Origin of the sequence: Cupriavidus basilensis (assembly GCF_008801925.2) — a bacterium.
GTDB classification, from domain to species: Bacteria; Pseudomonadota; Gammaproteobacteria; order Burkholderiales; family Burkholderiaceae; genus Cupriavidus; species Cupriavidus basilensis.
The window spans coordinates 2,487,596-2,512,297 of record NZ_CP062804.1 but is presented as its reverse complement, the minus strand read 5'-3'; the positions used below and the strand labels follow the sequence as shown (position 1 = coordinate 2,512,297).

The window sequence follows — 24,702 nt, the reverse complement described above, 5'->3', positions numbered from 1 at the left end:
CTACTCCTTCCGGGTACGGGTCGTCTTGGCTTTCACGGCACTGGCAGGGGGTGTGCCGGCGCGGGCTTTTCCGCCGATGGCAAGGCTGAGCTTGTCCTTCACGTCCAGCAGCTTGTTGACCTTGGAGCCGAGCTTCATCAGCTTCTCCAGCGTGGCCACATCGAGCTTCTGGATCTCGCCGAACCAGCTCGTCACCAGCAGGATCAGCCCGTACATCTCCTTCATCCGCTCCTGCGCATGGCGATCGTCCGGATCGCTCACGGTCTCTAGCTGGACCTCGCGCAGCATGGACAACGTGGGGTCGATCTCGCGCCGGCGGCGTTCCTCCGCCAGGGTGCGGAAAATCGCCCAGACATCGTCAGGTGCCGAAAAATACTCGCGGCGGTCACCCGGCTGGTGAGACAGCTTGACCAGGTTCCACGATTCCAGCTCCTTCAGCCCGATGCTGACGTTGGAGCGCGAGAAGCTCAGCGCCTCGGCGATTTCGTCGGCGTTGAGCGGGCGGGAGGCGGTAAACAGCAAGGCATAGATTTGCCCAACCGTGCGGTTGATGCCCCAGCGGCTGCCCATTTCACCGAAGTGAAGCACGAAGCGCTGGATCAGGGGCGACAGTTGCATCTTGTTAGTTTTGAATTTTTAGGAAGTTGTGAAAGTTTAGTACGAAACCGCAGGCTATGCTGCGGTGCGGGGTGCGACAACGGGTCGCTGCTGTCCTGCGCTAAGCTGGCGCCCTCGGCGCCATATCTCTACGTCGAACCTGCCGACAATCCAGGTCGGCCTGCTTGTAAGATAGGGTTGCTGGGGAGCAACTGCCGCCCACACCAGCCAACCCAACCCAGAATGAACAGGACCAGTCATGTTTTCAGGCCATTCGATCCATTTAGGGAACTCCGCCGTTGCGATTACGCTGTTGGTGGCGTCGGCGACGGTATTTGCCGCTCCGCAGACAAACAGTCTCGGCCTGAGTCTAAGTACCCAGCGCGGCATTAGTGGCGGTCGGAGCGGCGGCACCGAGCTGGAAACCGCGCCACTTTCACAGCAGAAAATCGGTGTGGCACAGCCCGCGTCGACATCCGGGACCCTGCCAGGTAACGGATCGGCGATATATCCGTACATCGTCGTGCCGTATACGCAGCTGCCTGGCGTTGCGCCCACTCCGCGTCCGCAGCCGCTTCCCCGACCGATGCCACGTTTGCCATAGGAGGCACGCGAGTCTCGACGATGCAATGCGGGGGCGAGAGCGCGGGCATGGAAGGCAAGTAGCTCTCAAAACAAGTACTACGCTGATTCACCGCGAATGGGATTCCTGAGCACGCCAAGCTTGCTGACTTCGACCTCGAGCACATCGCCGCTCTTCTTGAATACCGGCGGATTTCGCTTGGTGCCGACACCGCCCGGCGTGCCGGTGACAATCACGTCGCCAGGCCCAAGCGTGACGAAGCTGGAGCCGTAGGCGGCGGTCAGCCCGCGAACCTGGCCTGGGGACTACCTGCTGGATCTGCCGGGGTGTGCTCCGCCATTCGCGCATTTGGCAAGCGGGCTGATTACTTGCGGATGTTCTTTTTCAAGCCACTATATTTGAGGCGAAAGCCTAAGGTTTTTCGCCTGTCAGGTTTCTCGCGATCAGGCGCGGCCGGCAGCCGATAAGGGCCACCACATGGCATTCACATGGCATTCCCGCAACGAATGCGATGCGGGTGGTGATTGGGGGGCTGGAGATGTATCGGGACTTGCTGGTGCACGTAGATGGGAGCGAATCAGGGCGGCGCAGGGTGCAATTCGCTGCCGACCTAGCTGGCAGCACAGGCGCGCGACTGAGCGGAATCCATGTGACCCCACCGCCGGAGGTGCCGCCGCTATACAAGCCGACGCGGGTGGAGGAAGTCGCGGCGCATCTCTCCTCGCAACTCGCGCTGCAAGCCGCGGAGGCGGCGGCTGTGATCGGAGCGCCAGGCTGACACGTGCTGGTTCGAGACAGCAGGCGACGTCGTCGAGGGTATTCGCGACAGAGCCCGCTACGCGGACCTTGTCATTGCTGGCCAGTACGAATGGCAAGGCTCGCCGGAAACCCACCCCTTGCCGATCGCTCATCATGCACTCCGGAAACAGATTGAGCAGGGGCCGTATGATCTCTTGGTGATGGGCGGCTACTCTCACCCGATGTGGATGGCGTTCATATTCGGCGGCGTCACAGAGTCCATTCTCCTGTCCTTGAAGATACCCGTGCTGGTTTCCCATTAGCGAGGCCGCGTTTTAGACTGGCGGAGAAATTACCTTGAACCGCTTCCATATGCGTCGCAAGGCTTCCTTGTCGGCGGACACCAGGGCGGCAATATAGCCGCGCGCATAGCTGGCGCCGGCACAGGCTTCCTGCTGCTCGTTCTGCAGGCGGCCAAGCAGACCATCCGCGACGGTCATGTCGTTGCGCCAGCCCAGGTCGTCCTGCAGGCGGGCTAATAGGTCCCGGTATCGTCGTGTGCGCTTTTCCGGGTACAGTGACCCGAAGAACTCGGTCGCATAGCGTAGCTTCTTTGCAGCGATGCGGGCGCGATGGAGCCGGCGCGGATCCAGCCTGGCCAGGCCGCGGCCGCGCTTTAGCAGCTTGCGATGCCGCTCATGCAATCTCGCAAGTGCGAAATCGCTTGCACTTCCTGCAAGCGAGGCGCGCTGCGTTTCGTCCAGATCCCGACGCCAGTCAGCACTTTCCAGCCACCGGCAAAGCTCCAGGATCAGTCGCGTGTACCGTTCGGAATCAACTGCCTGTGCGGCGTGCCGCCGTTTCTCGCCGGCCATCGCCGCCACGCTGTGCAGCGGCTCTGTCAGCAGATCCTCCGGCGCGCCTTTGAATACCGCTGGCAGGGTGGTATTCGCGAGCACTTCCCAATCGCGTGCGGGCCCGAGCTCTCCCGCGATCCAGTTCAACTCGGCTACCAGCCCTGTAGGGAAAACAATCGACGTCGCAAAAAGATCGAGCGCGGAACGCAGGCGGCGCAGCCCCACGCGCATCTGATGCACGCTTTCCGGGGCGTCGCCACAGATCACCCCGCGCTCGTTACCGCAGATTTGAGCCAGGCAGTTCCGGGCAATCACCTGAAACACGGTCTCCACCGTGACCTTCCGGCCGAGCTTGAGGGGCTGGGCGTGGACTGCTTCCAGCCGCATGCCGGCGAGCAGCTCGTAGCCTCGGTCCCCTTTACTGACGCGGCTCAGGCGCATCGGTACCGATGCAAGCAAGTGCAGGGCAAACGCATACAAATGCGCCGCATTGCCGGCCTGGATCTCCATCTCCAGTTCCCGGATGGGTGCCGTGGCGTCCCCGGCCTGGACAATACCCCGATCCAGCGCCAGCTCGACTTCGTCCCCCTGCGGCAAGCGCAACAGCGCAACGGTGCGCTGCACGTTGGTAACGAACACCGGCTGTAACTGGTCCGCCAGATCGCCCTCGCGAATCAGCAGGCCCAGATCGGTAGTGCCCGGCACCAGCGCCCTGAGCGCATCGAGATCGGGCCGGTTGGTGGGGACCGCGGATTCAAACTCGTCTCTCGCATAAAGACCCGCTTGGCGGGTTCCGCGCGTTTTCAGCGTCTGTACGTAGTGCGCCCCCGCCTGGCGCACGCGCAGGGAGACCCCATGCTGCCTCAGGCGCAAGCCGGGCGTATCGAAATAGGTGCTGACAAGCAATGCCTCGTGTGGTGGCTCGACACAGAACGAAGCCACCAGGGGCAAGGCTAGCAGCGCATCGGCTTGGTCCTGCTGCAACTCCAGCTTCAGCTCGCGCTCCATTTCCGGCCTCCCACATGCTGCCAGACAGCCCCTGGTCGGTGGCGTCATCCACTGGCTTGCGCCAAAGCGTTACCTGCGTCTGTTCACGCCGCCAGCGTGCGGAGCAGGGCATCCTGCGCGGCGAACGGTACGCGGCCGCGCCGACGGCGGTAAGTGCCGTTGGCGGTCATTTCCCATGTGTCTCGCTTGTCTTTCAGGTATGGCTTTAACCCCTCGTCGATGACGCGCGCCTTGAGACGCTTGTCGGTCACGGGAAAGCACACCTCGATGCGCCGGAAGAGATTGCGCCCCATCCAGTCAGCACTGGATAGCATCACGTCTTCCGCCTTGTCATTGTAGAAGTAGTAGATGCGCGAATGCTCGAGAAAGCGGCCGATGACCGAGCGCACCCTGATGTTCTCCGAGCAACCGGGAATGCCCGGGCGCAATGCGCACGCACCCCGCACGATCAGGTCGATCCTGACGCCCGCGCACGATGCCTGGTAAAGGGCATCGATGATGCCTGGCTCCAGCAATGCATTCATCTTGGCGATGATTCTTGCCTTGCGTCCCGCCCTGGCGTGCTCGGCCTCGCGCCCGATCGCCGTCAGCAAGGCCGCGTGCAGGGTGAACGGCGATTGCCAGATGCGGGCAAGCTGGCTGGTCTGGCCCAGCCCGGTCAGTTGCCCGAAGACACTGGCCACGTCCTCGGCGATGCCATCGTTACAGGTCAGCAGACCGAAATCCGTGTAGACCTTGGTGGTCTGGCCGTGATAGTTGCCGGTGCCCAGGTGCGCATAGCGCCTGAGGTGCCGGCCTTCGCGCCGCAGCACCAGGGCCATCTTGGCATGCGCCTTGAAGCCGACCACACCGTAGACCACATGGGCGCCGGCCTGCTCCAGTGCCGCGGCCCAGCCGATATTGGCCTCCTCGTCGAAGCGAGCCAGAAGTTCCACCACGGCAGTGACTTCCTTGCCTGCCCGCGCGGCATCGATGAGCGCCTGCAGCAGGGCCGAGTCATGGCCGGCGCGGTACACCGTCTGCTTGATCGACACCACGTCCGGGTCTTGCGCAGCCTGCTGGATGAAGTCGACAACTGGGCTGAAAGATTGATAGGGATGGTGCAGCAGGATATCGCCATCGCGGATCGCGCGGAACATATCCGGCTGACGCTGCAGCGCCTTTGGCAACCCCGGGCGGAACGGCGGGTACTTCAGGTCAGGGCGTTCGACCTTCTCCGGCACATTCATCAAGCGCACCAGGTTGACCGGTCCGTCCACGCAGAACACATCCGCATCGTCCAGCTCGAATTGCTCTTGCAGAAAGCGCGTCATCTCCGCGGAGCAGTTGCCAGCCACCTCCAGCCGCACCGCGGCGCCGAGATGCCGCTGCGGCAGCTCACCCTGCAAGGCTTCACGCAGATTTTTGACCTCCTCCTCATCGACGAACAGCTCGCTGTTGCGGGTTACGCGGAACTGGTAGCAGCCGCGCACCTCCATGCCCGTGAACAATTCGCCCACGTGGGCGTGCAGGATGGATGACAGGAAGACGAAGCCATGCTCGCAGCCGGCGACTTCCCTGGGCAAGCGGATAACGCGCGGCAGCGCGCGCGGCGCCTGGACAATGGCCGCGCGATGGCTGCGGCCAAAGGCGTCCCGCCCCTGTAGCTCGACAACGAAGTTCAGGCTCTTGTTCAGTACGCGCGGAAAGGGGTGAGTCGGGTCCAGGCCGATGGGAGTCAGGATCGGCATCAGCTGCTGGAAGAAATAGGTCCTGATCCACTCCGACTGCGCGGCAGTCCAGCTGGGGCGGCGCAGGAAACGGATCCCCTGTTCGGCGAGCTGGGGAATCAATACTTCATTGAACAGCCGGTACTGGTGCGCCACCAGGTCCCGCACCTTGGCGCTAACCAGGGCGTGGACGCGTTGTGCGCCCAGTCCATCCGGGCCAGTCGCAGCGGACTGGACTTTGATCTGTTCCTTCAGCCCCGCGACACGGACCTCATAGAACTCGTCGAGATTGCTGCTGAAGATGCAAAGGAAGCGCAAGCGCTCCAGCAAAGGCGTGTGCGGATGTTCGGCCTGGGCAAGAACCCGCCGGTTGAATTCCAGCAGACTGAGTTCCCGGTTGAAGTAAAGCGCTTCGCCCGCCGGGCTTGGAGGCGCTTCGGCGCGCCTCTCTGCAAATTTCATTGTGACGGCCCGCGAGGAGCCCTCCTGCGAGATCAATGTCGCGCTTTCGTCCATATCGGGCTGGTTGAGTGCTGTGTGAGTGTTTATGACATGCCAGTGTCATAATAGCTCACTTTTATTGTCGGATTGCGCCAAATACAGCCTTATATGTAGCCCATGGGGCGCACGTAAGATTCTGCCGAACTGGCGTGCTGAGTCGCTCGGAACCAGCAGGCAAACAGAGCCGAGATGAAGCGACACCCCTCGACTTGAAACCCCACAAGCGCAGGGATTAACGGTCAATCGTCCAAATCATGGATCAGGCTTATTAGTTGCCGTTTGAATCACAATTCGCCTGGGGCTAGGCCGCCAAGTCGTGCCAGCGCCGCAAACAAAAAGAGCCACCGACCTGGTGGCTTCGTTCACCCCGTGTCGAGAGCGATCTGGCGCTCTTCGCCGTTCGTCGGGCCACCGATGAATTCCGCCTGCGTCAACGAGCCGATCGGGAGAAACGCGAATAGTCTTTCCAAACGCGGTCGCGGATTTCGGTGAGCGTGGTCGGGGAAGGAGGGCGGTACTGCCCGGTCAGGAGACCGTAGCGTGACCGAGTTCGATCTACGACGGCGATGAATTTCCGCCATCAGGCGTACTATCAGGAGGTGATCGAACGCCAGGTTTTCCCGTGCCTGAGCGTGTAACGTATCCCCAGCCAAATGGTCCTGCCATGATCCTGTATCACACCGCCCCCGATTCCCCGGTTGTCGAGATTTCCGTCGAAGGCAAAATCACTGACCACGATCTGCGCGAAGCCATCGCGCGCCTGCGAGAGGATCTCGAACTGAACGGCAAGACCCGCGTGCTCGAACGCATCGAGCATTTCACCGGCATCGAGCCAAAGGCGCTGTGGACCGACCTGACGCTCGGCGTTTCCGTGGCCCGCAAAATCACACGCGCCGCCGTGGTGGCCGATGCGGGATGGATCCACGCCTCGATGCATCTGGCGCGGTTCTTCACGAAGGCCGAAGTCAAGGCGTTCCACGTCAACGAGCTGGATCAGGCGCGCGCCTGGATCAATGCCTGAGCCCCGCGCCGCTTAGCGGCTTTTTTTTCGTCGCGGCCGTCCGAGCCAGGGTTGCCGACTGGCGGCATTGCAAGATGCAGACTCGACTCTCGCGGATCTCACCGCTCGGAGCCATTGCATACCATTAGCCATACTTTGGTCGGTCGCGGCAACAAGCCTCAGTCGATTCCGTCGACACACCACCTCGACGGCCAACACCGGGCACGTGATAAAATTCGCATGTGAACTAAATAACTTCCTATATCCGTCACAGACATGGAGCATCGCCTCGTCTATCTACTGAATGTCGGCCAGCGTCGACTGCATCGGTGGTCGCAAGTACGCACGGCTACGGGCGGTGCGACAGCGGCCCAGGCTGGGCTGCTTTTCTTTCTGGGCAGCAACGACGGCGCGCTGATGAGCGAGGCCGCCGCAGCGCTGGACCTGGGCGCACCCGGGATGAGCGGTCTGGCTGACCGGACCGAAAGGGCCGGCCTGATCGAGCGCCGGCCGGACGAGACCGATCGCCGTGCATCGCGCCTATGGCTGACAGAGGCAGGACGCTCGGCTCGCCAGCGTGCCAAGGCTGGCATGAAGGAAACGAATGCCAGACTGACCGAAGGTTTTACCGCGGCCGAGATTGACGTGGTAGCGCGGTGGCTGACCAGCTTGCAGACGAAGTTTCCGGCCGCCGACGACGGCGAGGTGTAACGCTGGGTAGCGGCCGGACAGCGAGGCACTCGACTTACTGCGGGGCGACCTTGGTGAAGTCCGGTTTGCGCTTCTCGGCGAAGGCCAAGAAGGCTTCCTTGGCTTCGGCACTGGCCAGCCGCTCCTCGAACCTGGCGCTTTCGCTGTTCATCTGCGAAACCAGTTTCTCCGCGTCTCGCATGAGCTTTTTCATTGCGCGAAGCGACCCGGCGGGCCTGGCGGCAATCTTTTCGGCCATCAGGCGCGCGTTTGCCCGCAACTGGTCATTGGCGCAAACCTTGTTCGCGATGCCCCATGCCACGGCGGTTTGCGCGTCAAGCGGCTCGCCCATCGCGAACATCTCGAAGGCCCTGACGTGCCCGATGCGCAGGGGCAGCAGGTAACTCGAAGCCGCCTCGGGAACAAGGGCAAGGTTCACGAAGGGCATGATCAGTTGAGCATCCTGCGCGAGCACGACGTAATCGCAATGCAGCAACATGGTGGTGCCAATGCCGACGGCCTTGCCGTTGACCGCGGCGACAATTGGCACGGTCGAGTTGGCAAGGGCGCGCAGAAAGCGCTGCACGTGGCGTTCGCTGGGGCCATTTCCCGCCGCTATTGCTGCGAATTCGCCCACATCATTGCCCGCCGTAAAAATGTCCCCGTCCCCCTGCAGCAGCAATACACGGATATGGCGGTCCTGCTGAGCCTGCTCGATAGTGTCGGCGAGTGCGCCGTACATCTCGTTCGTCAAGGCATTCTTCTTGTCTGCCCGGGCAATCGTAATGGTCAAAACGCCGCCGGTTAGGTCAACACGAATTTCCGAGGTCATGGTCGGTCTCCAGATGGGTTGCGGGATGCCGTGCAGGCATCCGGTTTTGGTTCGCATGCGAAGTATATAAAAAATTCGCATGCGAAGTAAACACCTGGCCGAGTCAGTGCATCGAGAGCGTCCCGCACGCGGGGATGTCCGGTGACGGCAATAGGCAGGCTTGGGTCTGGCTGTAGACTGAATGGGCCTGCCGCTCCTGGTCGACGGATCGAAACTGGCCGAGTGCCCGCAGTAACCTGCCATGCGAGACGCAGCGCGGATTAGAGGAACGGCGAAATGTTCGCCATCGCACGCGTCACGTAGGCCTCCTTTTCTCCCACTGGCGCCACATAGTGAATCGCACTACGTGCAGCCTCGACACCTTTCAGACGCGCGATGAACCAGGCCGCCAGATACTGCGACGACAGGCAGCCGCCGGCGGTCGCGACGTTCCCCTTGGCCACGAACGGCTGATTGAGCACGGCCACACCTGCCTCCTCGACCCAAGGCTTGGTGGTCAGGTCCGTGCAGGCCGGAACGCCGTCCAGCAGGCCCAGTTTTGCAAGTAAGAGCGTTCCCGAGCACTGCGCGCCAAGCAACTGGCGCGTCGGGTCGAACCCCAGCTGCGACATCAAGGCGGCATCGGCAACAACGTTCCTGGTCTGAACCCCGCTGCCCACCAGCACCGCGTCGGCATCGCAAGCGTCCTTCAGGGATGCTTGCGCCTCCAGCACCACGCCGTTCATCGAACGCACTTTGGCCGCCGGGCTGGCAATCGAAACCCGCCAGTCGGGCACTTTTACCCGATTGAGGATGTTGAGCGCGATCAGGGAGTCGAGTTCGTTAAAGCCTTCAAAGGTCAGGATGGCGATGTGCATGGGAGCCTCGTGCGAGTGGGGACGTTGTAATGCGACATCGTAGAGCCGATAATCAATACACTCAAATAATTGTCATGGATACGCTCAGGCATGCCTCAGCCTCGCTACAAGCAACTGGTCGACCGTCTTGCGGCCGACATCCGCGCGGGGCGCCTGCGTCCCGGGACGCGGCTGCCAACGCACCGCGATCTCGCGGCACGCGAAGGACTGGCGCTGGTCACGGCCACGCGTGTCTATGCGGAGTTGCAGGTCATGGGACTGGTAAGCGGCGAAACCGGCCGCGGCACGTTCGTCAAGGAGGCGCTCCCTCGCGGCCAGGGCATCGATCTGCAGGCATGGAGCGATGACACGGTGGACCTGAGCTTCAACAATCCTTCATTGCCGGGCCAGGCAGACCTTCTCAGGGCGGCGCTGCGCCAGCTCGCAGCCGCAGGTGACCTGGAGGCCCTGCTTCGATACCAGCCCCACGGCGGACGTGAGCACGAGCGGGCGACGGTGGCGCGCCACCTGGCCAGCCGGGGGCTGGCCGCATCGGCGGAAACGGCGTTGCTGGTGAGTGGTGCACAGCAGGGGCTGACGATAACCGCCATGGCCTTGCTTGAGCCCGGCGACGTGGTTGCAGTGGACGCCCTGACTTACCCGGGATTCAAGCTTGCTGCCGAGGCCAATCGGCTGGAACTCGCGCCGATTCCTGCCACCGAGAACGGCCCCGACCTGGACGCATTGGCGGCCCTGTGCCGGCGGCGGCGGGTACGGGCCGTGTACACCATGCCGACGCTCCATAACCCGCTTGGCTGGGTGATGAGTGCAAGGTGGCGTCGGGAGCTTGTCGCCATTGCCCGAGAACACGGACTGATACTCATTGAAGACGCCGCCTACGCATTCCTGGCTAAAGGCGCTCCACCTCCACTGGCATCCCTTGCGCCGGAGACGACGGTCTATGTGTCGAGCTTGTCGAAGAGTGTCGCGACCGGTCTGCGCGTCGGTTTTGTCTGTGCACCGCGTGAATGGATTCCCAGGCTAGAAAGGGCCATCCGGGCAACGACCTGGAACACCCCGGCGACCATGACGGCCATCGCCTGCGGCTGGCTCGAGGACGGCACGGTGGCCAGACTTGAAGCCGACAAGCGGCGGGACGCCATGCAGCGTCAGGGCGTTGCCGCTGAAGTCCTGGGCCCGTTGAGGAGGATCAGTCATCCCGCGTCGTACTTCATCTGGCTTCCCCTGGCACAGGAGGTTCGCGCGGACGCGATCGCGATGGCGTTGATGCGCGAACGGATTTCAGTGTCGACGGCCCATCCGTTCTCGACATCCGCTCATGTGCCGCACGCCATACGGCTGGCAATTGGCTCCGTCAGCTTGGCCACACTCAGGCATTCCCTGGAAGCCGTGGCCCGAGTGATTGCCGATCAGACCTTCTGACCTACGGGCAGGGCGCGATCCGGCTGGCGGCTTGCTGGTAGTTCTTCTCCAGAGCACTGTTGTGTTGCCGGATTCGCGCGTGGCTGCGGGAGCCGACAGTGCCCGCGCATTGGCTCGCTACGGCATCCGACAGACCCAATCCAGTCATTCACGATGCGCTGCCGGGTCGGCACCGCGCCGAAATCATCGGTTCGTGCCGCCGCGCCGGAGCCTTGCGGAGTGTATCCATGACAATTATTTGAATGTACTGGTTATCGGCTTTACGATAGTGACGTAGCGCAGTTGGCCGGCATCGCCCAGGGTGGTGCAGCGAACACCAGCGCCGAAGATTCGTCAGTTCGTCCCGATAGGAAGGAGCTCAATGAAATCGCCTGACAACGCTTTCTCGCAAGCGCCAGGTCGTGCCCGCGAGGTGACCGACATGGCAGGGAAAACGGAGGAATCATGGATGACTTCCTGATTGCCTTCGGCGCACTCTGGTTTGTGATCTGCGTGTACGCCAGCCTGGCTTACCACCTCAGGCGTAGTGAGCCTGACGCGGCACCACAGAGCAAGTCTCTTCCATGGCTCGGTAAGGAAACCTTCATGCCTCCATACACTGATTCCGCATCCGCAGGTTTCTATCCCCGGGGCCATAGGAGGAATTCGCGGCAGCGATTACCGCGCTGCATAACCAGGTCACCGGGGCGAATTCGTTCTTCGCGCAAGTGAAGTTCCGGGGCGTCTGGCATGAAATGACGTCTTCCGAGGCCGGCGTCGAGGCACGCCTTCGGCGCGGCTATGGCGTCCGTGGACCCGCGGCGCGCGCCAGGCCGAGCCTTTCCCTCAATCTCGGCACCGCAAAATCGATGAATGCCCGAAGCTTGAGCGGTATCTGGCCCTGGCCCGCGTATATCAGATTGACCGGCGCCGGTAGCGGCTCGAAGGCTTCCAGCAGCATCTTGAGGCTGCCCGACTTCACCAGTTCTTCGATCTGGTACGACGCCACCCGTGCAATGCCCGCCGCCTGCGCCGCGGCAACGACGGCAGCTTCCACTGAGTTCACTACGAGCCGGGATGGCACCTCGATCTTCAGCGGCCGCCCTTTCGAGAGAAATTCCCAGTTGCTGCCAACCGCATACCCTTCGTATGTCACGCAGTCGTGTGAAAGAAGATCTTCAGGCTTCTCGGGTGCCCCACGCTGCTTCAGGTAGGCGGGGCTTGCGCATACCACTTCCCGAAGCAGGCCAATACGCGTGCCAATCAAGCTGCTGCTCGGTTGCTCTCCAATTCGCAGCACCAGATCCACCCGCTCGTCCAGCAGATTGACGAGCCGGTCCGTCAATTGCACCCGCATGCGGACTTGCGGAAACGCACGTAGAAAGTCAACGATCACCGGCATGACGTGAATGCGGCCCAGCACGGGCGGCACGCTGATCACGAGTTCGCCCTGCGGCGCATGATATTCGCCCGAAGCCGTACGTTCGATTTCCGCGATCTCCTCCAGAACGCGCCGGCATGATGTCACATAGGCACGCCCGGCTTCCGTCAGTGTCAGCTTGCGGGTACCGCGCACGAGCAACCGCACATTCAGGTGTGCCTCCAACTCCGACACGCGTCGGCTCACGGTCGCCAAAGGAATGCGAAGTTTTCGACTTGCGGCGGAAAGCCTTCCGGTGTCTATTGCCGCCAACAAAATGACCATCGCCTCGAGTCGATCCATGGCCTTCCACCGATGAAAGGGTAATTCCCAATTCTACCGGCTACTCAACGGACCTGGAGAGGCCTAGATTCCCTATCTATCCGGACGCGCCTTTTTCATCCTTTGCGTCAACGTATTGGGCGCGCGACCACATGTTCCATAGCCTGTTTCCGGTCTTGCCCATCAGGAGCCAACCATGACGTTCGATACGCTGAAGGTGAACCGCGACGGAGCGGTTCTGTTCGTGGAAATAGCCGCGCCACCCATGAATCTGCTCGGACCCGCGCTCGTACGCGACCTGGTCACGCTGATCCGGGACGCCGAAGCCGATGACGGCACCAAGGTGCTCGTCTTCAGCAGTGCCGACCCCGGTTATTTCATCTCGCACGTAGATGTGACGAAGGTAAAGGAGTATCGCGAGGAAGCCGCAAAGCTGACCGGAGAGCCATCGATCGCATTGCTGTTCCGCCACCTGAGCGCCAGTCGGCTTGTCTCCATTGCACAGATCGAGGGGCGTGTGCGCGGCGCGGGCAGCGAATTCGTGCTGGCGTGCGACATGCGCTTTGCTGCGCGGGAAACCGCGGTGTTCAGCCAGATGGAAGCCGCGTTCGGATTGATTCCCGGCGGCGGCGCGGCCCAGTCCCTCACCCGCCTGATGGGCCGCGGCCGGGCGCTCGAAGTGATGCTGAGCGCGTTGGACTACGACGCGGACACCGCTGAACGGTATGGATGGATCAACCGGGCGCTGCCCGCCCAATCGCTCGGCGACTTCGTCGCATCGCTGGCGCGACGCATTGCACGTTTTCCGGCGGCCGGGCACGTGATGGTCAAGGAGCGCGTCAATGCCATCGCGCTGGCATCCGTCGAAGATTTTCGCCGCGATTCCGATCTCTTCGGGGAGAACGTGCGGTCCCTGCCAGCGCAACGCCGAATGGAAGCTGCCATGGCGCGCGGCTTCCAGACCCGCGAGGCGGAACTGGACCTCGCCCGGATGCTGGGCGAACTTGCCGAATGACAACCAGGAGCGCATTGATGTTTCAGAAGCAAGACGTACGTTTTCCCGTCGAGGGTGGTATCGAGCTGTCGGCATGGCTGTTTGTGCCGGAGCACCACAACGCGCCGCTGCCGGCCATCACCATGGCGCACGGCTTCGCGGGTACGAAATACCATGGCATCGCGTCGTTCGCCGAGGCCTTCGCAAAGGCCGGCTTTGTCGTACTGCTACACGATCACCGCAACTTTGGCGACAGTGGCGGCGCGCCAAGGCAAGACATCAACCCCTGGCAACAGATCGCTGATTGGCGCCGCGCGATCTCCTATCTGCAAGCGCGGCCGGAGGTGGACGAGAACCGCATCGGCATCTGGGGCACGAGCTTTGCCGGCGGGCATGCCATCGTGCTGGGCGCGACGGACCGGCGTCTGAAGGCGGTGGTGGCGCAAGCGCCCACCATCGACGGCCATGCCGCGGGGCTTCGGCGGGTTCCGCCGGAGGCCGTCGCCGACCTCGAGGCGAGGTTTGCGGCCGACGAGCGGGCACAACTCAATGGCGAACCGCCGGAGATGCAGCAGATCGTCTCCAACGATCCCTCCGGGCCGGCCGCCTACAAGGCTGCGGATGCCGTGAGCTTTTACCTGCGCCCGGTGCCGGACGGCATCTGGGAAAACAGGCTCACGCTGCGCTCGACGCGCTGGGCACGCATGTACTCGCCAGGAGCCTTCATCGATCGCGTATCCCCGACCCCGCTGCTGATGCTGGTCGCCGAGCGCGACCACATCGCCGTCACCGACCTGGCGCTCAAGGCGTACGAGCTGGCACTGGAACCGAAGCGGATGGTCATGCTCAAGGGCGGCCATTTCGATCCCTACCTTGCTGAGCTTCCGAGCGCTTCGCGCGAGGCCGTCGACTGGTTCAGGAAGAACCTCTGACGGCGCGGACAGATCGGTCGGCGACCAGCGCCCGCCGTCCGTCGCCCAGGCTCAGTCCATTGCCGAAAGCCCCGTTCTAACGCATCGGGGACGCCCGGGAGCGACGGAAATTTGATACGAGATGAAGGATTCTGAATGAAAACGTTTGACAACCCTCTCCCGGAAGCGAAACGGCTAACCCGTCGCGATTTTCTTGGTGTCTCCGCCGCAGCAGCCGGCTATGGCATTGGCCTGCCCGTGTTTGCCGGCGAGGCATCGGCTGCCCAGGCATCCGTTGGGACGGTCGGCGCCACGGATGCCATCCGCCCGTACCGCATAGCCGTTCCGCAGGAGGCGCTGGTGGATCTGCGCCGGCGGATCGCTGCAACGCGCTGGCCCACGCGGGAAACCGTCACCGATGAATCGCAGGGCGTTAGATTGGCAACCATGCAGCAACTCGCCCGCTACTGGGCGACCCAGCACGACTGGCGCAAAGTGGAAGCCCGGCTGAATGCCTTGCCGCAATTCATGACCACCATCGATGGCGTCGACATCCACTTCATCCACGTACGGTCGAAACACGCCAACGCGCTGCCCGTCATCATCACCCACGGTTGGCCCGGATCGGTGATCGAGCAGTTGAAGGTCATCGGCCCGCTTACGGATCCGACCGCACATGGCGGCAAGGCAGCCGATGCGTTCGACGTCGTGATTCCCTCGATCCCCGGCTACGGATTCTCCGGAAAGCCGACGACGACCGGCTGGGACCCGGTGCGCATCGCGCACGCATGGATTGCCCTGATGCGCCGCCTCGGCTACAAGGGATTCGTGGCGCAGGGCGGTGACTGGGGCGATGCCGTGTCGGAGCAGATGGCGCTGATTGCCCCGCCGGAGCTGCTTGGCATTCACGTCAATATGCCCGCGACCGTGCCCCCCGATGTATCAAGGGCGCTCAAGTACGGTGAGCCGGCGCCCGCCGGCCTGTCCGTGGACGAGCAGCATGCATACGGGCAGCTGGACACCTTCTTCAAGCATGGCCTCGGGTACGCGATCGAGATGGCGAACCGCCCGCAAACGCTCTATGGCATCGAAGACTCTCCAATCGGCCTGGCCGGCTGGATCCTTGACCACGATGCGGCCAGTCAAGCGCTCATCGCACGGGTGTTCGACGGTCAAGCTGAGGGCCTCACGCGCGACGACATCCTCGACAACATCACGCTGTACTGGCTGACGAAAACCGCGATCTCTTCAGCGCGACTCTATTGGGAAAACAAGCTGGCGTTCTTCGATGTCAAGCACGTCACCATCCCGGTCGCCGTAAGCGTCTTCCCAGACGAAATCTATGCGGCGCCACGCAGCTGGGCCGAGCGAGCCTATTCAAAGCTCATCCACTACAACCGCCTCGAAAAGGGAGGGCATTTCGCGGCATGGGAGCAGCCAAAGGCTTTCGCCGATGAGCTGCGCACGGGTTTCCGACCCTTGCGTGCGCGAGTCACGGTGTAGGGCGGCCGGCATCGCGCCAGCCATTCCTTTGAGCGACCAGCCCCAGCCAGCCAAGGAACTTGCCATGTCGACGATTCACTTTCACTACAAGACCACTTCGACGCCCGAGCACTTCGTCGCCGGGCTTACCGACTTCGGGATCAGAGCCATTGAAGCCCGGAGTGGCGTGGCAAGAGAGGATAGCGCGTCGTGTGCCAGCTAGTCCTCAAGCGTGGACGGCGATCTGGACAGCCCTTTGCATCACCCATCGTGTCCAGGCAACGGAAACGGAGCGACCGTCCCTTTTATCTTCAATACCGAAACGAGAATCCTGCAGATGTCCACACTATTCGATCCCATCCAGATTGGCGCGTTGAAGCTGTCGAACCGCATCATCATGGCACCGCTCACGCGCATGCGCGCGTTCGCCGAGCGTAGTCCCAGTGCCCTCAACGCACGGCACTACGCGCTGCGTGCGAGCGCCGGACTCGTCATTACTGAAGCTACTTCGGTCACGCCTCAGGGCGTCGGCTATCCCAACACGCCGGGTATCTGGACCGAGAGGCAGATTGCTGGCTGGAAAGAGGTCACTTCCGCGGTCCACGAGGCGGGCGGCCTGATCGTCTCCCAGTTGTGGCACGTTGGGCGAGTGTCCGACCCGCTGTACCACGATGGCCAACTTCCGGTCGCTCCCAGCGCCATCGCGCCAGAAGGCCATGTCACGCGTGTGCGGCCTCAGCGCCCATACACGGTACCGCGTGCGCTGGAGACCGAAGAAATTCCCGGCATTGTGGAGGATTTCAGGGTCGGCGCCGAAAACGCTAAACGCGCTGGTTTCGATGGCGTCGAGCTTCACGCGGCAAATGGCTACCTGTTTGATCAGTTTCTGCACGACGGATCTAACCTGCGGACCGACCGCTATGGTGGTTCGATCGAGAATCGCGCGCGCTTCTTGCTGGAGGCCGTCGACGCGTTGCTCACGGCCTGGCCGGCGGGCCGCATTGGCGTGCATCTGAACCTGATGTCAAGTGCGTACTCGGTGCGTGATTCGAATCCGCGTGCGCTGTTTACTTATGTCGCCGAGCAACTCAACGCGCGCAACCTCGCTTTTATTTTTGCGCGCGAGGCGCTGGATCGCGGCGACGACCGCATCGGCCGCGACGTGCGGCGCGTCTTCAAAGGGGCCTACATTCTCAACGAAGGGCTGACGAGGGAGAGCGCTGAGTTGGCTATCGAGCGCGGCGAGGCGGACGCGGCGGCGTTCGGGCGTCCGTTTATCGCCAACCCGGATCTCGTCGAGCGTTTTCGACGCGGTGCACCGCTCAATAGGGTCAATCCGGAAACGATCTATACGGACGACGAAATCGGCTACAACGACTATCCGTTGCTCGATGAAGCGGTCTGAAGCCGAGCGCGCTTCCGGCCTAGCCGGGTTGAGTGCAAAGAGCGAAGCGTCGGCTCACGCCACGCGTGCTTGGCGCGAAATGAATCAACCTGAAGAGAGGAGGTATTGATGTCGAATCAGATAAACACCCGTCGTCGACGCTTTCTGGGGACGGCAGTTGTCAGCGTTGGTGCGATGGAATCGGTCTTGAGCGGGCTAGCGAACGCGCAAGTCGAGAAGTCGAGCCAGCCTGCTGCAAGCGCGCATACCGCAGCGTCAATTGCATCGTTCGCCGAGATCAAGCAGATCGATGCCGGCGTCCTGAACGTAGGGTATGCGGAAGTCGGCCCGGGCAATGGCCCTGTCGTGATCTTGCTCCACGGCTGGCCTTATGACATCGAGAGCTTCGCCAACGTCGCGCCTCGGCTCGCATCGAAGGGCTATAGGGTGATTGTCCCGTACCTGCGCGGCTTTGGCACGACGCGGTTTCTTTCCCGGGATACGGTCCGCAATGGCCAGCAGTCGGTGCTCGCCGTCGACCTCATCGCGCTGATGGATGCGCTGAAGATCCAGAAGGCGATCATCGGCGGCTTCGACTGGGGCGCGCGCACGGCCAACGTCGTGGCAGCGCTGTGGCCGGAGCGCTGCAAGGCATTGGTTTCGGTGAGTGGCTATCTGATCGGTAGCCAGGTGGGCAACAAGGCGCCGTTGCCGCCGAAGGCGGAGCTCGCGTGGTGGTATCAGTTCTACTTCGCAACGGAGCGGGGCAGGCAGGGCTATGAAGCGAATCGGCGCGACTTCGCGAGGCTTATCTGGCAACTTGCGTCACCGAAATGGCACTTCGACGATGCGACGTTCGAACGATCCGCAAGTGCCTTGCAGAACCCGGACCACGTTGCGATCGTGATCGACAACTACCGCTGGCGATTGGGTGCCTCAAACGGGGAGCCGCAATACGATGCGCTGGAGGCGCGTCTTGCTGCCGCGCCGGTCATTACCGTGCCGACGATCACCCTCGAAGGCGACGCCAATGGCGCGTCCCATCCGGAGCCTGAGGCGTATGCGAGAAAGTTCGTCGGCAAATACGTGCACCGCAATCTCACAGGCGGAGTCGGTCACAATCTGCCGCAGGAAGCGCCCAACGCCTTTGCGGACGCAGTAATCGAAGCAGCGAGCTAGACCGACGCCATACCGCGCGAGTTGCCGCCGCGATCATCGCGGCCGCGAGCAAAGTCCAATAGGCATCGCACTGCGTCTGACTTGTCGCCGATTGCGCGCGCGGTTCGCGACGGGCGATGCGATAACTGTGCTACGCGACGACCTTCCTGGCACTCACACGACGCGTGCGCGCAGTGTGCCCCGTGGTCTGAATCGCGCGCTGTTCCCGCACCAGGCTGCCGTCGTCGACCGGGATGCATCCACCTGTGATCCACCTGTGCGAGTCGCCGCTCGCACAGCCTCTGATGTGCCGCCTCTCCCGGCGTCAGCCCAAGGGCGCGTGAGATGTCGGTGTCGCCGACATGGAAGGCACGCACATCCTGGCGTATCTCGGCCATGCAGCGGCCGCAACGCGCCGCGATCAAGGTCCTAGGGTAAACCCATACTTGCCAATATGTTCAAACATATTATATGTTTAATATGTTCGAACATATTGGCGTGTGTTCGTGAAACCAGCAATTACCTCAGAGGCCGATATGTCCACTTTTCCCGTCCCCGTGGCTAGCACCGTTGTTGATTCGATTCTGTTCCGCGATGCCTTTGGCACCGCCAGGATGCGCGAGATCTTCTCCGACCGGGCGCTGATCCAGCGATACATCGACGCCGAGATCGCGCTGGCGAAGGCCGAAGCGCGCGTCGGCGTGATCCCGGCCGAGGCGGCGGAAGTGATTGCGCGCGAGTCGCGCATCGAGCGCATCGACTTCGACCATATGCGCGAGGAGACGGACATCGTGGGGTACCCGATCCTGCCGCTGGTGCATCAGCTGGTTGGCATGTGCGGCGATGCCGGCCGCTACGTGCACTGGGGCGCGACCACGCAGGACATCATGGACACCGCGGTGGCACTGCAGGTGCGCGACGCGCTCGACAGCATCGATACTGATATCCGCGAACTGCGTGGCATCCTGGCCGGCCTGGCGGTCAAGCATCGCGACACGCCCATGGCCGGCCGCACCCACCTGCAGCAGGCGCTTCCGGTCACTTTTGGCTACAAGGTAGCGATCTGGCTCGCCATGTTCGACCGCCACCAGCAGCGCCTGGCGCAATTGCGTCCACGGGTGGCCGTGGTGGAGTTTGCCGGTGCGGCGGGCACGCTGGCCTCGCTGGGCGACAAGGGCTTCGCGGTGCAGCAGGCGATGGCCGAGGAACTTGGGCTGGGCGTGCCGGCAACCACCTGGCATGTGGCACGGGACGGCTTCGCCGAGGCGGTGAACCTGCTCGCACTGATCACGGGCTCCCTTGGCAAGATCGCACTCGACATCATGATCATGGCGTCGACCGAGTTCGCCGAGGTCTACGAGCCCTTCGTCAAAGGCCGTGGCGCCTCCAGCACCATGCCGCAAAAGCGCAACCCGATCTCCAGCGAACTGATGCTGGCCGCCTCGAAGGCCGTGCGACAGCATGCCGGCCTGATGGTCGATGCCATGGTGCAAGACTTCGAGCGCGCGACCGGCCCATGGCATGCGGAGTGGATTGCGATTCCCGAGAGCTTCATCTTCACTGCGGGTGCCCTTTACCAGGCGAAGTTCGCGCTTGGCGGCCTCATCGTCGATACCGAACGCATGAAGCACAACCTCGGCATCACCCGTGGCCTGATCGTGGCCGAGGCGGTGATGATGGGCATGGCCCCCTTTACCGGCCGCCAGCAGGCGCACGACATCGTCTACGACGCCTGCCGCACCGTGAACGAGAAGGGCGGCACGCTGGCCGAGGCGCTGATGGCGCTGCCTGAGGTCACGCAACACTTCGATCGTGCGGCGATCGACCGTTTGACGGATCCGGCCAACTATCTCGGCCTGGCACCGCAGATGGTGGACCGCGCCGTCGCGCTGTCGAGCGGTGTGTAAGAAGCCGCATCGAGGAGACAGATATGGAAAACCATTCATCCAGCGCAGATGCGCTGATCTCGCCCCCGAGAAAACTACCCTGGTATCGCAAGCTGGGTATACAAGTGCTGGTGTCCCTGGTGCTGGGCATCGCGGTGGGCTTCCTCTTCCCGAAATTCGCCTCGCAGCTCAAGCTGCTCGGCGACATGTTCCTCTCGCTGATCAAGGCGGGCGTGGCGCCGCTTGTGTTCCTCACCATTGTCCACGGCATGGCATCAGCCGGCGATGTGAAGAGTGCCGGCCGCGTCGGCTGGCGCTCCATCTTCTATTTCGAAGTGCTTTCGACCATTGCCCTGGTCGTGGGCATGCTGGCGGGTAACCTCTTGCAGATCGGCAAGGGCATGACCACGGTAGCCACCGGCGCCGCCCCGCCGGTGGTGGCCAAAGCCGGGCCGCACGGCTTCCTCGAGTTCATGGCCCACGTCGTGCCAGACAACTTTGTCGGGGCGTTCGCCAAGGGCGAACTGCTGCAGGTGGTGGTGCTTGCGGTGATGGTCGGCATCGGCATCCTCGCCATTCCGGAAGGCCGGCGCGAGAAGATCAACGAGGGCCTCGGCCAGATATCCGAGGTACTGTTCTCCTTCATCAACCTGGTGATGAAACTGGCGCCGATCGGCACGTTCGGCGCAGTAGCCTATTCGGTCGGCAGCAACGGCACCGCGGTGCTGATTGCGTCGGCCTGGTGCTGCCAACCGGCTACGCATTCAACCTGGATGGCACCTCGCTCTTCATGGCCATGGGCGTGATGTTCATCGCGCATGCCTACGGCGTGCCGCTGTCGCTCGATCAGCAGATTGGCATCCTGTTGCTGATGCTGCTGACTTCCAAGGGCGCGGCGACCGTCTCCGGCGGCTCCTTCGTGGTCTTCGCCGCAACGGTGACTTCGACCGGGATGCTGCCGGTCGAAGGGCTGGCCGTTATCTTCGGCGTCTACCGCTTCCTGTCGATGGCGATCGCCACCTGCAATACGATCGGCAACAGCGTCGCTACCGTGGTCATTGCCAAGTGGTCCGGTACCTTTGACCGGGAGGCTGCGCAGCGGCATCTGTATCCCGAGCGCTTTCCTGAAACCGCCAAAGCCGATGCCGCGCTCGACGATGGCAACCTGTTGCCCGAGGACTCCAGGGAAGGCAATCCACACAGCGCCGGTATCCCGCTGTCGAAATCCGGAGTGTGATCGGACCGGCCCGCCGAGCAAGCGACGGTGCCACTTCAGGAGCATCAGGTTCAAGTGGCGCCTTGCCGCTCGTCCTCACTAGCGGACGGACGTTCCGCGCGAATGCCAAACCAGCACATCACGGCTCCCACCAGCAGCAGTGCGGCCGCGAGGCCGAGCGAGAGATGCATGCCGTGCATGAAGGCCTGCGGGGCAGTGTCGTGCACCAGGTAACCGAACCCCGCGACACCGAGCATACCGCCCACCTGCCGCGCTGCGTTGAGGACGCCGGAGGCGATGCCCGCGCGGGAGCCATCGACGGCTGACAGCGTGACATTGGTCATGGTCGGCACCATCAGTGCAATGCCGCTGGCGGCCAGCAGCATCGGTGGGGCGAGCAGCCAGTAGGGGCCGTCGATGCGCACCGGCAACAGCAGCAGGTAACCCAGGGCGGCCAGGAGCAATCCCAGCACCATCAGGTATCTCGTGCCCATCCGCGTGATCAGGCGGCCGGCGAGCACGTTGACTGCCATCAGCACCACCGTCATCGGGAGGAACGCCAGCCCGGTCTGCTGTGGCGATAGTCCCTGCTGAAGCTGGAAGAACAGGCTGAAGACAAAGATCTGGCCATAGTAAGCAAAATTCACGATCACACCGGCGAGTGACGCCACCCTGAACGCGGGGATGCGCAATAGCGCCAGCGGCAGCATCGGCGCAGCACTGCGTGATTCGATGCGGACGAAAGCGGCCGCCGACGCCAAGGCCAGCCACAGCCCCGCCTGCACCCAGGCGTGTCCCCAGCCGAGACGGCCGGCTTCGGTGACCGATGCGGTGAGTGCCGCCAGCGCCAGTATGGCCGCGCCTTGCCCTGGCCAATCCAGGCCGCGTTGATGTCCGCCGCCATCGGCGGCGACATGGCGCAACGTCAGATACAGGCCAATCAGGCCCAGCGGCAGGTTGATCAGGAAGATGCTGCGCCAGCCGAAGTGGGTCACCAGCAAGCCGCCAAGCACCGGCCCGGCCGCTAGCGAAATACCACCGATCGCACCCCACCAGCCGACTGCGCGGCTGCGTTGTTCGCGATCGGGAAAGGCACGCTGGAGCATCGACAGCGAGTTCGGCACCAGCAGCGCCGCACCAATGCCCTGGCCCAGCCGGGCCACCACCAGCATCGCCAGGCTGCCCGCCGCGCCACACGCCACCGACATCAGCGTGAACAGCGCGAGCCCCATCAGGAACACCCGCCTGGCGCCCAGGCGATCTCCGAGCGCTCCGCTGGTCAGTAGCAACGCCGCGAACACCAGCGTATAGGCGTTGATCACCCATTGCAGCCCCGCCACATCGGTGGCGAATCCTTGCCGCAAGGTATTCAGGGCGACGTTGACGACGCTGACGTCCAGCAGGACGACAACAAAGCCGAGCGCAGCGGCCAGCAGGGTGGCCCTTTGTGCGTTGGTGGTGGTAGGCATGGCATGGATTCCAACGATAGGATCTGCGCATGCTAGGCTGCAGACATATCTGCGTAAATTCCCTAAAATCTCCACCGAACCTGGAGAAAACGCACAGATGCTCGATTGGGAAAACCTTCGCCACTTCCTGGCAGTCGCCCGCACCGGCACGCTGTCCGGCGCAGCGCGCGATTTGCAGGTGGATCACGCCACGGTCAGCCGCCGGCTGGCCGCGCTGGAAGCCGGGCTGCAAGCGCTTCTGGTTGAGCGCTTGCCGCGCTCGTGCCGCCTGACGCCGCTCGGGGTGTCGGTCTTCGAGCACGCCAAGGCGATGGAAGCCGCCGCATTCGCTATCGAGAGGCAGACGCGCGCCAGCCACGAGCCCGTGAGCGGCAAGGTGTCGCTCAGTGCGCCACCAGTGCTGGCCACACATCTGCTGGCCGGCCGGCTGGCGGATTTCCGCGCGGCTTATCCAGGTATCCAACTCTGCGTGTCGGCGCAGGCCCGCGCGGTGTCGCTGACGCGCCGTGAGGCCGACGTAGCGCTACGGCTGGTGCGGCCCAGCGAGTCGAGCAGTGTGGTGCGCAAGCTGGGGCAGATGCCATTCGCCTTGTACGCAAGCCTCGACTATCCGGCATTGCGCAATCCCCGCGACTGGACCTTTATTGCCTACGATGCGCAGTTCGCCGACATGCCGCAGCAGCGCTGGCTGCTGGAGCTGGCGGGTCCAAGGCCCGTGGGCTGCGAACTCAGCGATATCAGCGGCCATCTCGCCGCTGCCCGCGCAGGGGCGGGCGTGGCAGGCCTGCCTTGTTTCCTGGGGGATGACGATGCAGGCCTGGTACGGCTGGAGCACGAGGGCGCTGCATTCTCGCGCGACATCTGGCTGGTGGTGCACAGGGACTTGCGGCGCTCGGCCCCTGTGCGCGCGGTGATGGACTTTCTTGGCGAGGTAGTGGCCGGGCACGGCGCATTTGGATCCGTTTCGGAATAGGCAACTGGCTTTCAAGCGCTTGCTTGGGGCCGGCTAACGTGGCCGGGCCCGCCAATATCGGTCGGTCGACACGGACGCCTGGATCATCGACAATCGACGTGTGAATGACAGAGAATTCTCTTCGTGGAGTGAGCCCCAGACCATAAGACGCAAATCTCGCGTGCGGTGGGAAAAAATATAAATGACTCTGATTGACGATTTTCTGCCTCAATATGATTTCCGCGAGCGACACGCTGCGCTCGTACACGCGCCAGCAAACATCATTCTGGATTGCGTTGCTCGCCAACGTGCGCAAGACGATCCGCTGGTACGGCTGGCCATTGGCCTGCGCGAACTGCCGTCGCGATGGATGAAACGGTCGAGCAGACCCCCGCTTGATCTCGACGATTTCACGTTTCTTGGTCGCGAGGGGGATTCCGGGCTGGCGTTCGGACTGATCGGCGCTTTCTGGCGGGCGGATTACGGTTTGCTGGACATTGGGTCTCCCGAAGCCTTCAAGGCGACCGCCAGAACGGACGTCTGCCAGCTCGTCATGAGCTTCAACGTAGACGCCAATACGTCAGGCGCATCCGTGCTGAGCACGGAGACCCGGGTGTTTTGTCCAACCGCGGCAGTTCGTCGCCGATTTGCTCCCTACTGGTACATCATCCGTCCCGTCAGCGGGCTGATCCGGCGGCGTATGCTTGCCCGGGTTCGGCGACAGGCCGAACGTGTTGCCAAAGAACGATGAGCGCCGTCTGCGCAAGGCGGTGAA

The 24,702-nt window shown here is 62.9% G+C and carries 19 protein-coding genes and 2 pseudogenes; 13 read left to right on the top strand and 8 right to left on the bottom strand.

The genetic code is table 11. The annotated features are described in order from the left end of the window. Window positions 1–618, bottom strand: coding sequence for a GbsR/MarR family transcriptional regulator (locus tag F7R26_RS32110; protein WP_150986718.1), 618 nt, complete (start codon window positions 616–618; stop codon window positions 1–3). A gap of 660 nt (window positions 619–1,278) precedes the next feature. After that, a pseudogene (locus F7R26_RS32105) lies at window positions 1,279–1,455 on the bottom strand (fumarylacetoacetate hydrolase family protein); the annotation flags it as partial. A gap of 236 nt (window positions 1,456–1,691) precedes the next feature. On the opposite strand from F7R26_RS32105, the gene F7R26_RS32100 reads away from it, so the two are divergent. Continuing rightward, on the top strand, window positions 1,692–1,958 hold the full coding sequence (locus F7R26_RS32100; RefSeq protein WP_150986720.1) for a universal stress protein: 267 nt from the start codon (window positions 1,692–1,694) through the stop codon (window positions 1,956–1,958). A gap of 295 nt (window positions 1,959–2,253) precedes the next feature. Here the strand turns inward: F7R26_RS32100 and F7R26_RS32095 are convergent, their stop codons facing one another. Both F7R26_RS32095 and ppk1 read right to left on the bottom strand, forming a co-directional pair. Next, window positions 2,254–3,783: a CYTH and CHAD domain-containing protein gene (locus F7R26_RS32095; protein ID WP_150986721.1), complete on the bottom strand. Its 1,530-nt coding sequence runs from the start codon at window positions 3,781–3,783 to the stop codon at window positions 2,254–2,256. 83 nt (window positions 3,784–3,866) lie between these two features. Beyond that, on the bottom strand, window positions 3,867–5,954 hold the full coding sequence (gene ppk1, locus F7R26_RS32090; RefSeq protein ID WP_150986722.1) for a polyphosphate kinase 1: 2,088 nt from the start codon (window positions 5,952–5,954) through the stop codon (window positions 3,867–3,869). 703 nt (window positions 5,955–6,657) lie between these two features. Between ppk1 and F7R26_RS32085 the strand changes: the two genes are divergently transcribed. Together F7R26_RS32085 and F7R26_RS32080 are read left to right on the top strand one after the other, a co-directional pair. Beyond that, on the top strand, window positions 6,658–7,014 hold the full coding sequence (locus F7R26_RS32085) for a SpoIIAA family protein (RefSeq protein WP_150986723.1): 357 nt from the start codon (window positions 6,658–6,660) through the stop codon (window positions 7,012–7,014). Window positions 7,015–7,269: 255 nt separating this feature from the next. After that, on the top strand, window positions 7,270–7,704 hold the full coding sequence (locus tag F7R26_RS32080; RefSeq protein WP_150986724.1) for a MarR family winged helix-turn-helix transcriptional regulator: 435 nt from the start codon (window positions 7,270–7,272) through the stop codon (window positions 7,702–7,704). Window positions 7,705–7,738: 34 nt separating this feature from the next. Here F7R26_RS32080 and F7R26_RS32075 read toward each other — a convergent pair whose 3' ends face one another. Together F7R26_RS32075 and F7R26_RS32070 are read right to left on the bottom strand one after the other, a co-directional pair. Beyond that, entirely contained in the window at window positions 7,739–8,515 is a 777-nt protein-coding gene (locus F7R26_RS32075; protein WP_150986725.1) for an enoyl-CoA hydratase, read from the bottom strand. Window positions 8,516–8,775: 260 nt separating this feature from the next. Beyond that, a complete protein-coding gene (locus F7R26_RS32070; protein ID WP_150986726.1) occupies window positions 8,776–9,372 on the bottom strand; it encodes a DJ-1/PfpI family protein in 597 nt (198 codons plus the stop codon). 90 nt (window positions 9,373–9,462) lie between these two features. On the opposite strand from F7R26_RS32070, the gene F7R26_RS32065 reads away from it, so the two are divergent. Further along, window positions 9,463–10,794 carry an aminotransferase-like domain-containing protein gene (locus F7R26_RS32065; protein WP_150986727.1) on the top strand — a complete coding sequence of 444 codons (1,332 nt, stop codon included), beginning with the start codon at window positions 9,463–9,465 and terminating at the stop codon, window positions 10,792–10,794. Window positions 10,795–11,572: 778 nt separating this feature from the next. Here F7R26_RS32065 and F7R26_RS32060 read toward each other — a convergent pair. Next, window positions 11,573–12,496 carry a LysR family transcriptional regulator gene (locus tag F7R26_RS32060; protein WP_150986728.1) on the bottom strand — a complete coding sequence of 308 codons (924 nt, stop codon included), beginning with the start codon at window positions 12,494–12,496 and terminating at the stop codon, window positions 11,573–11,575. Window positions 12,497–12,671: 175 nt separating this feature from the next. On the opposite strand from F7R26_RS32060, the gene F7R26_RS32055 reads away from it, so the two are divergent. The 7 genes and pseudogenes from F7R26_RS32055 to F7R26_RS32025 all read left to right on the top strand — a co-directional run bounded on the left by F7R26_RS32055 (window position 12,672) and on the right by F7R26_RS32025 (window position 21,527). Then, on the top strand, window positions 12,672–13,490 hold the full coding sequence (locus tag F7R26_RS32055; RefSeq protein ID WP_150986729.1) for an enoyl-CoA hydratase/isomerase family protein: 819 nt from the start codon (window positions 12,672–12,674) through the stop codon (window positions 13,488–13,490). A 17-nt stretch (window positions 13,491–13,507) separates the two neighbouring features. After that, window positions 13,508–14,401 carry an alpha/beta hydrolase gene (locus F7R26_RS32050; RefSeq protein ID WP_150986730.1) on the top strand — a complete coding sequence of 298 codons (894 nt, stop codon included), beginning with the start codon at window positions 13,508–13,510 and terminating at the stop codon, window positions 14,399–14,401. A 135-nt stretch (window positions 14,402–14,536) separates the two neighbouring features. Next, window positions 14,537–15,883: an epoxide hydrolase family protein gene (locus F7R26_RS32045; RefSeq protein ID WP_150986731.1), complete on the top strand. Its 1,347-nt coding sequence runs from the start codon at window positions 14,537–14,539 to the stop codon at window positions 15,881–15,883. A gap of 316 nt (window positions 15,884–16,199) precedes the next feature. Next, window positions 16,200–17,267 (top strand): alkene reductase, encoded by a 1,068-nt coding sequence (locus F7R26_RS32040; protein ID WP_150986732.1) that lies wholly within the window; start codon window positions 16,200–16,202, stop codon window positions 17,265–17,267. Window positions 17,268–17,375: 108 nt separating this feature from the next. Further along, the gene (locus tag F7R26_RS32035) at window positions 17,376–18,425 is read left to right on the top strand and encodes an alpha/beta fold hydrolase (protein WP_150986733.1); all 1,050 of its coding nucleotides are present in this window, start codon (window positions 17,376–17,378) and stop codon (window positions 18,423–18,425) included. 515 nt (window positions 18,426–18,940) lie between these two features. Continuing rightward, window positions 18,941–20,311, top strand: a complete 1,371-nt coding sequence (locus F7R26_RS32030) for a class-II fumarase/aspartase family protein (protein WP_150986734.1) — start codon at window positions 18,941–18,943, stop codon at window positions 20,309–20,311. 23 nt (window positions 20,312–20,334) lie between these two features. After that, a pseudogene (locus F7R26_RS32025) lies at window positions 20,335–21,527 on the top strand (cation:dicarboxylate symporter family transporter). A gap of 50 nt (window positions 21,528–21,577) precedes the next feature. On the opposite strand, the gene F7R26_RS32020 reads toward F7R26_RS32025, so the two are convergent. Then, entirely contained in the window at window positions 21,578–22,975 is a 1,398-nt protein-coding gene (locus F7R26_RS32020) for an MFS transporter (RefSeq protein ID WP_150986735.1), read from the bottom strand. A 97-nt stretch (window positions 22,976–23,072) separates the two neighbouring features. Between F7R26_RS32020 and F7R26_RS32015 the strand changes: the two genes are divergently transcribed. Together F7R26_RS32015 and F7R26_RS32010 are read left to right on the top strand one after the other, a co-directional pair. Further along, window positions 23,073–23,948 carry a LysR family transcriptional regulator gene (locus F7R26_RS32015; protein WP_150986736.1) on the top strand — a complete coding sequence of 292 codons (876 nt, stop codon included), beginning with the start codon at window positions 23,073–23,075 and terminating at the stop codon, window positions 23,946–23,948. Between the two features lie 181 nt (window positions 23,949–24,129). Next, on the top strand, window positions 24,130–24,678 hold the full coding sequence (locus F7R26_RS32010; protein WP_150986737.1) for a hypothetical protein: 549 nt from the start codon (window positions 24,130–24,132) through the stop codon (window positions 24,676–24,678). Window positions 24,679–24,702 lie beyond the last annotated feature (24 nt).

Bases quoted from the DNA above. Each gene is read 5' to 3' on its own strand.
- F7R26_RS32110 (WP_150986718.1), bottom strand. From the start codon at position 618: ATGCAACTGTCGCCCCTGATCCAGCGCTTCGTGCTTCACTTCGGTGAA.
- F7R26_RS32100 (WP_150986720.1), top strand. From the start codon at position 1,692: ATGCGGGTGGTGATTGGGGGGCTGGAGATGTATCGGGACTTGCTGGTG.
- F7R26_RS32095 (WP_150986721.1), bottom strand. From the start codon at position 3,783: ATGGAGCGCGAGCTGAAGCTGGAGTTGCAGCAGGACCAAGCCGATGCG.
- ppk1 (WP_150986722.1), bottom strand. From the start codon at position 5,954: ATGAAATTTGCAGAGAGGCGCGCCGAAGCGCCTCCAAGCCCGGCGGGC.
- F7R26_RS32085 (WP_150986723.1), top strand. From the start codon at position 6,658: ATGATCCTGTATCACACCGCCCCCGATTCCCCGGTTGTCGAGATTTCC.
- F7R26_RS32080 (WP_150986724.1), top strand. From the start codon at position 7,270: ATGGAGCATCGCCTCGTCTATCTACTGAATGTCGGCCAGCGTCGACTG.
- F7R26_RS32075 (WP_150986725.1), bottom strand. From the start codon at position 8,515: ATGACCTCGGAAATTCGTGTTGACCTAACCGGCGGCGTTTTGACCATT.
- F7R26_RS32070 (WP_150986726.1), bottom strand. From the start codon at position 9,372: ATGCACATCGCCATCCTGACCTTTGAAGGCTTTAACGAACTCGACTCC.
- F7R26_RS32065 (WP_150986727.1), top strand. From the start codon at position 9,463: ATGCCTCAGCCTCGCTACAAGCAACTGGTCGACCGTCTTGCGGCCGAC.
- F7R26_RS32060 (WP_150986728.1), bottom strand. From the start codon at position 12,496: ATGGATCGACTCGAGGCGATGGTCATTTTGTTGGCGGCAATAGACACC.
- F7R26_RS32055 (WP_150986729.1), top strand. From the start codon at position 12,672: ATGACGTTCGATACGCTGAAGGTGAACCGCGACGGAGCGGTTCTGTTC.
- F7R26_RS32050 (WP_150986730.1), top strand. From the start codon at position 13,508: ATGTTTCAGAAGCAAGACGTACGTTTTCCCGTCGAGGGTGGTATCGAG.
- F7R26_RS32045 (WP_150986731.1), top strand. From the start codon at position 14,537: ATGAAAACGTTTGACAACCCTCTCCCGGAAGCGAAACGGCTAACCCGT.
- F7R26_RS32040 (WP_150986732.1), top strand. From the start codon at position 16,200: ATGTCCACACTATTCGATCCCATCCAGATTGGCGCGTTGAAGCTGTCG.
- F7R26_RS32035 (WP_150986733.1), top strand. From the start codon at position 17,376: ATGTCGAATCAGATAAACACCCGTCGTCGACGCTTTCTGGGGACGGCA.
- F7R26_RS32030 (WP_150986734.1), top strand. From the start codon at position 18,941: ATGTCCACTTTTCCCGTCCCCGTGGCTAGCACCGTTGTTGATTCGATT.
- F7R26_RS32020 (WP_150986735.1), bottom strand. From the start codon at position 22,975: ATGCCTACCACCACCAACGCACAAAGGGCCACCCTGCTGGCCGCTGCG.
- F7R26_RS32015 (WP_150986736.1), top strand. From the start codon at position 23,073: ATGCTCGATTGGGAAAACCTTCGCCACTTCCTGGCAGTCGCCCGCACC.
- F7R26_RS32010 (WP_150986737.1), top strand. From the start codon at position 24,130: ATGACTCTGATTGACGATTTTCTGCCTCAATATGATTTCCGCGAGCGA.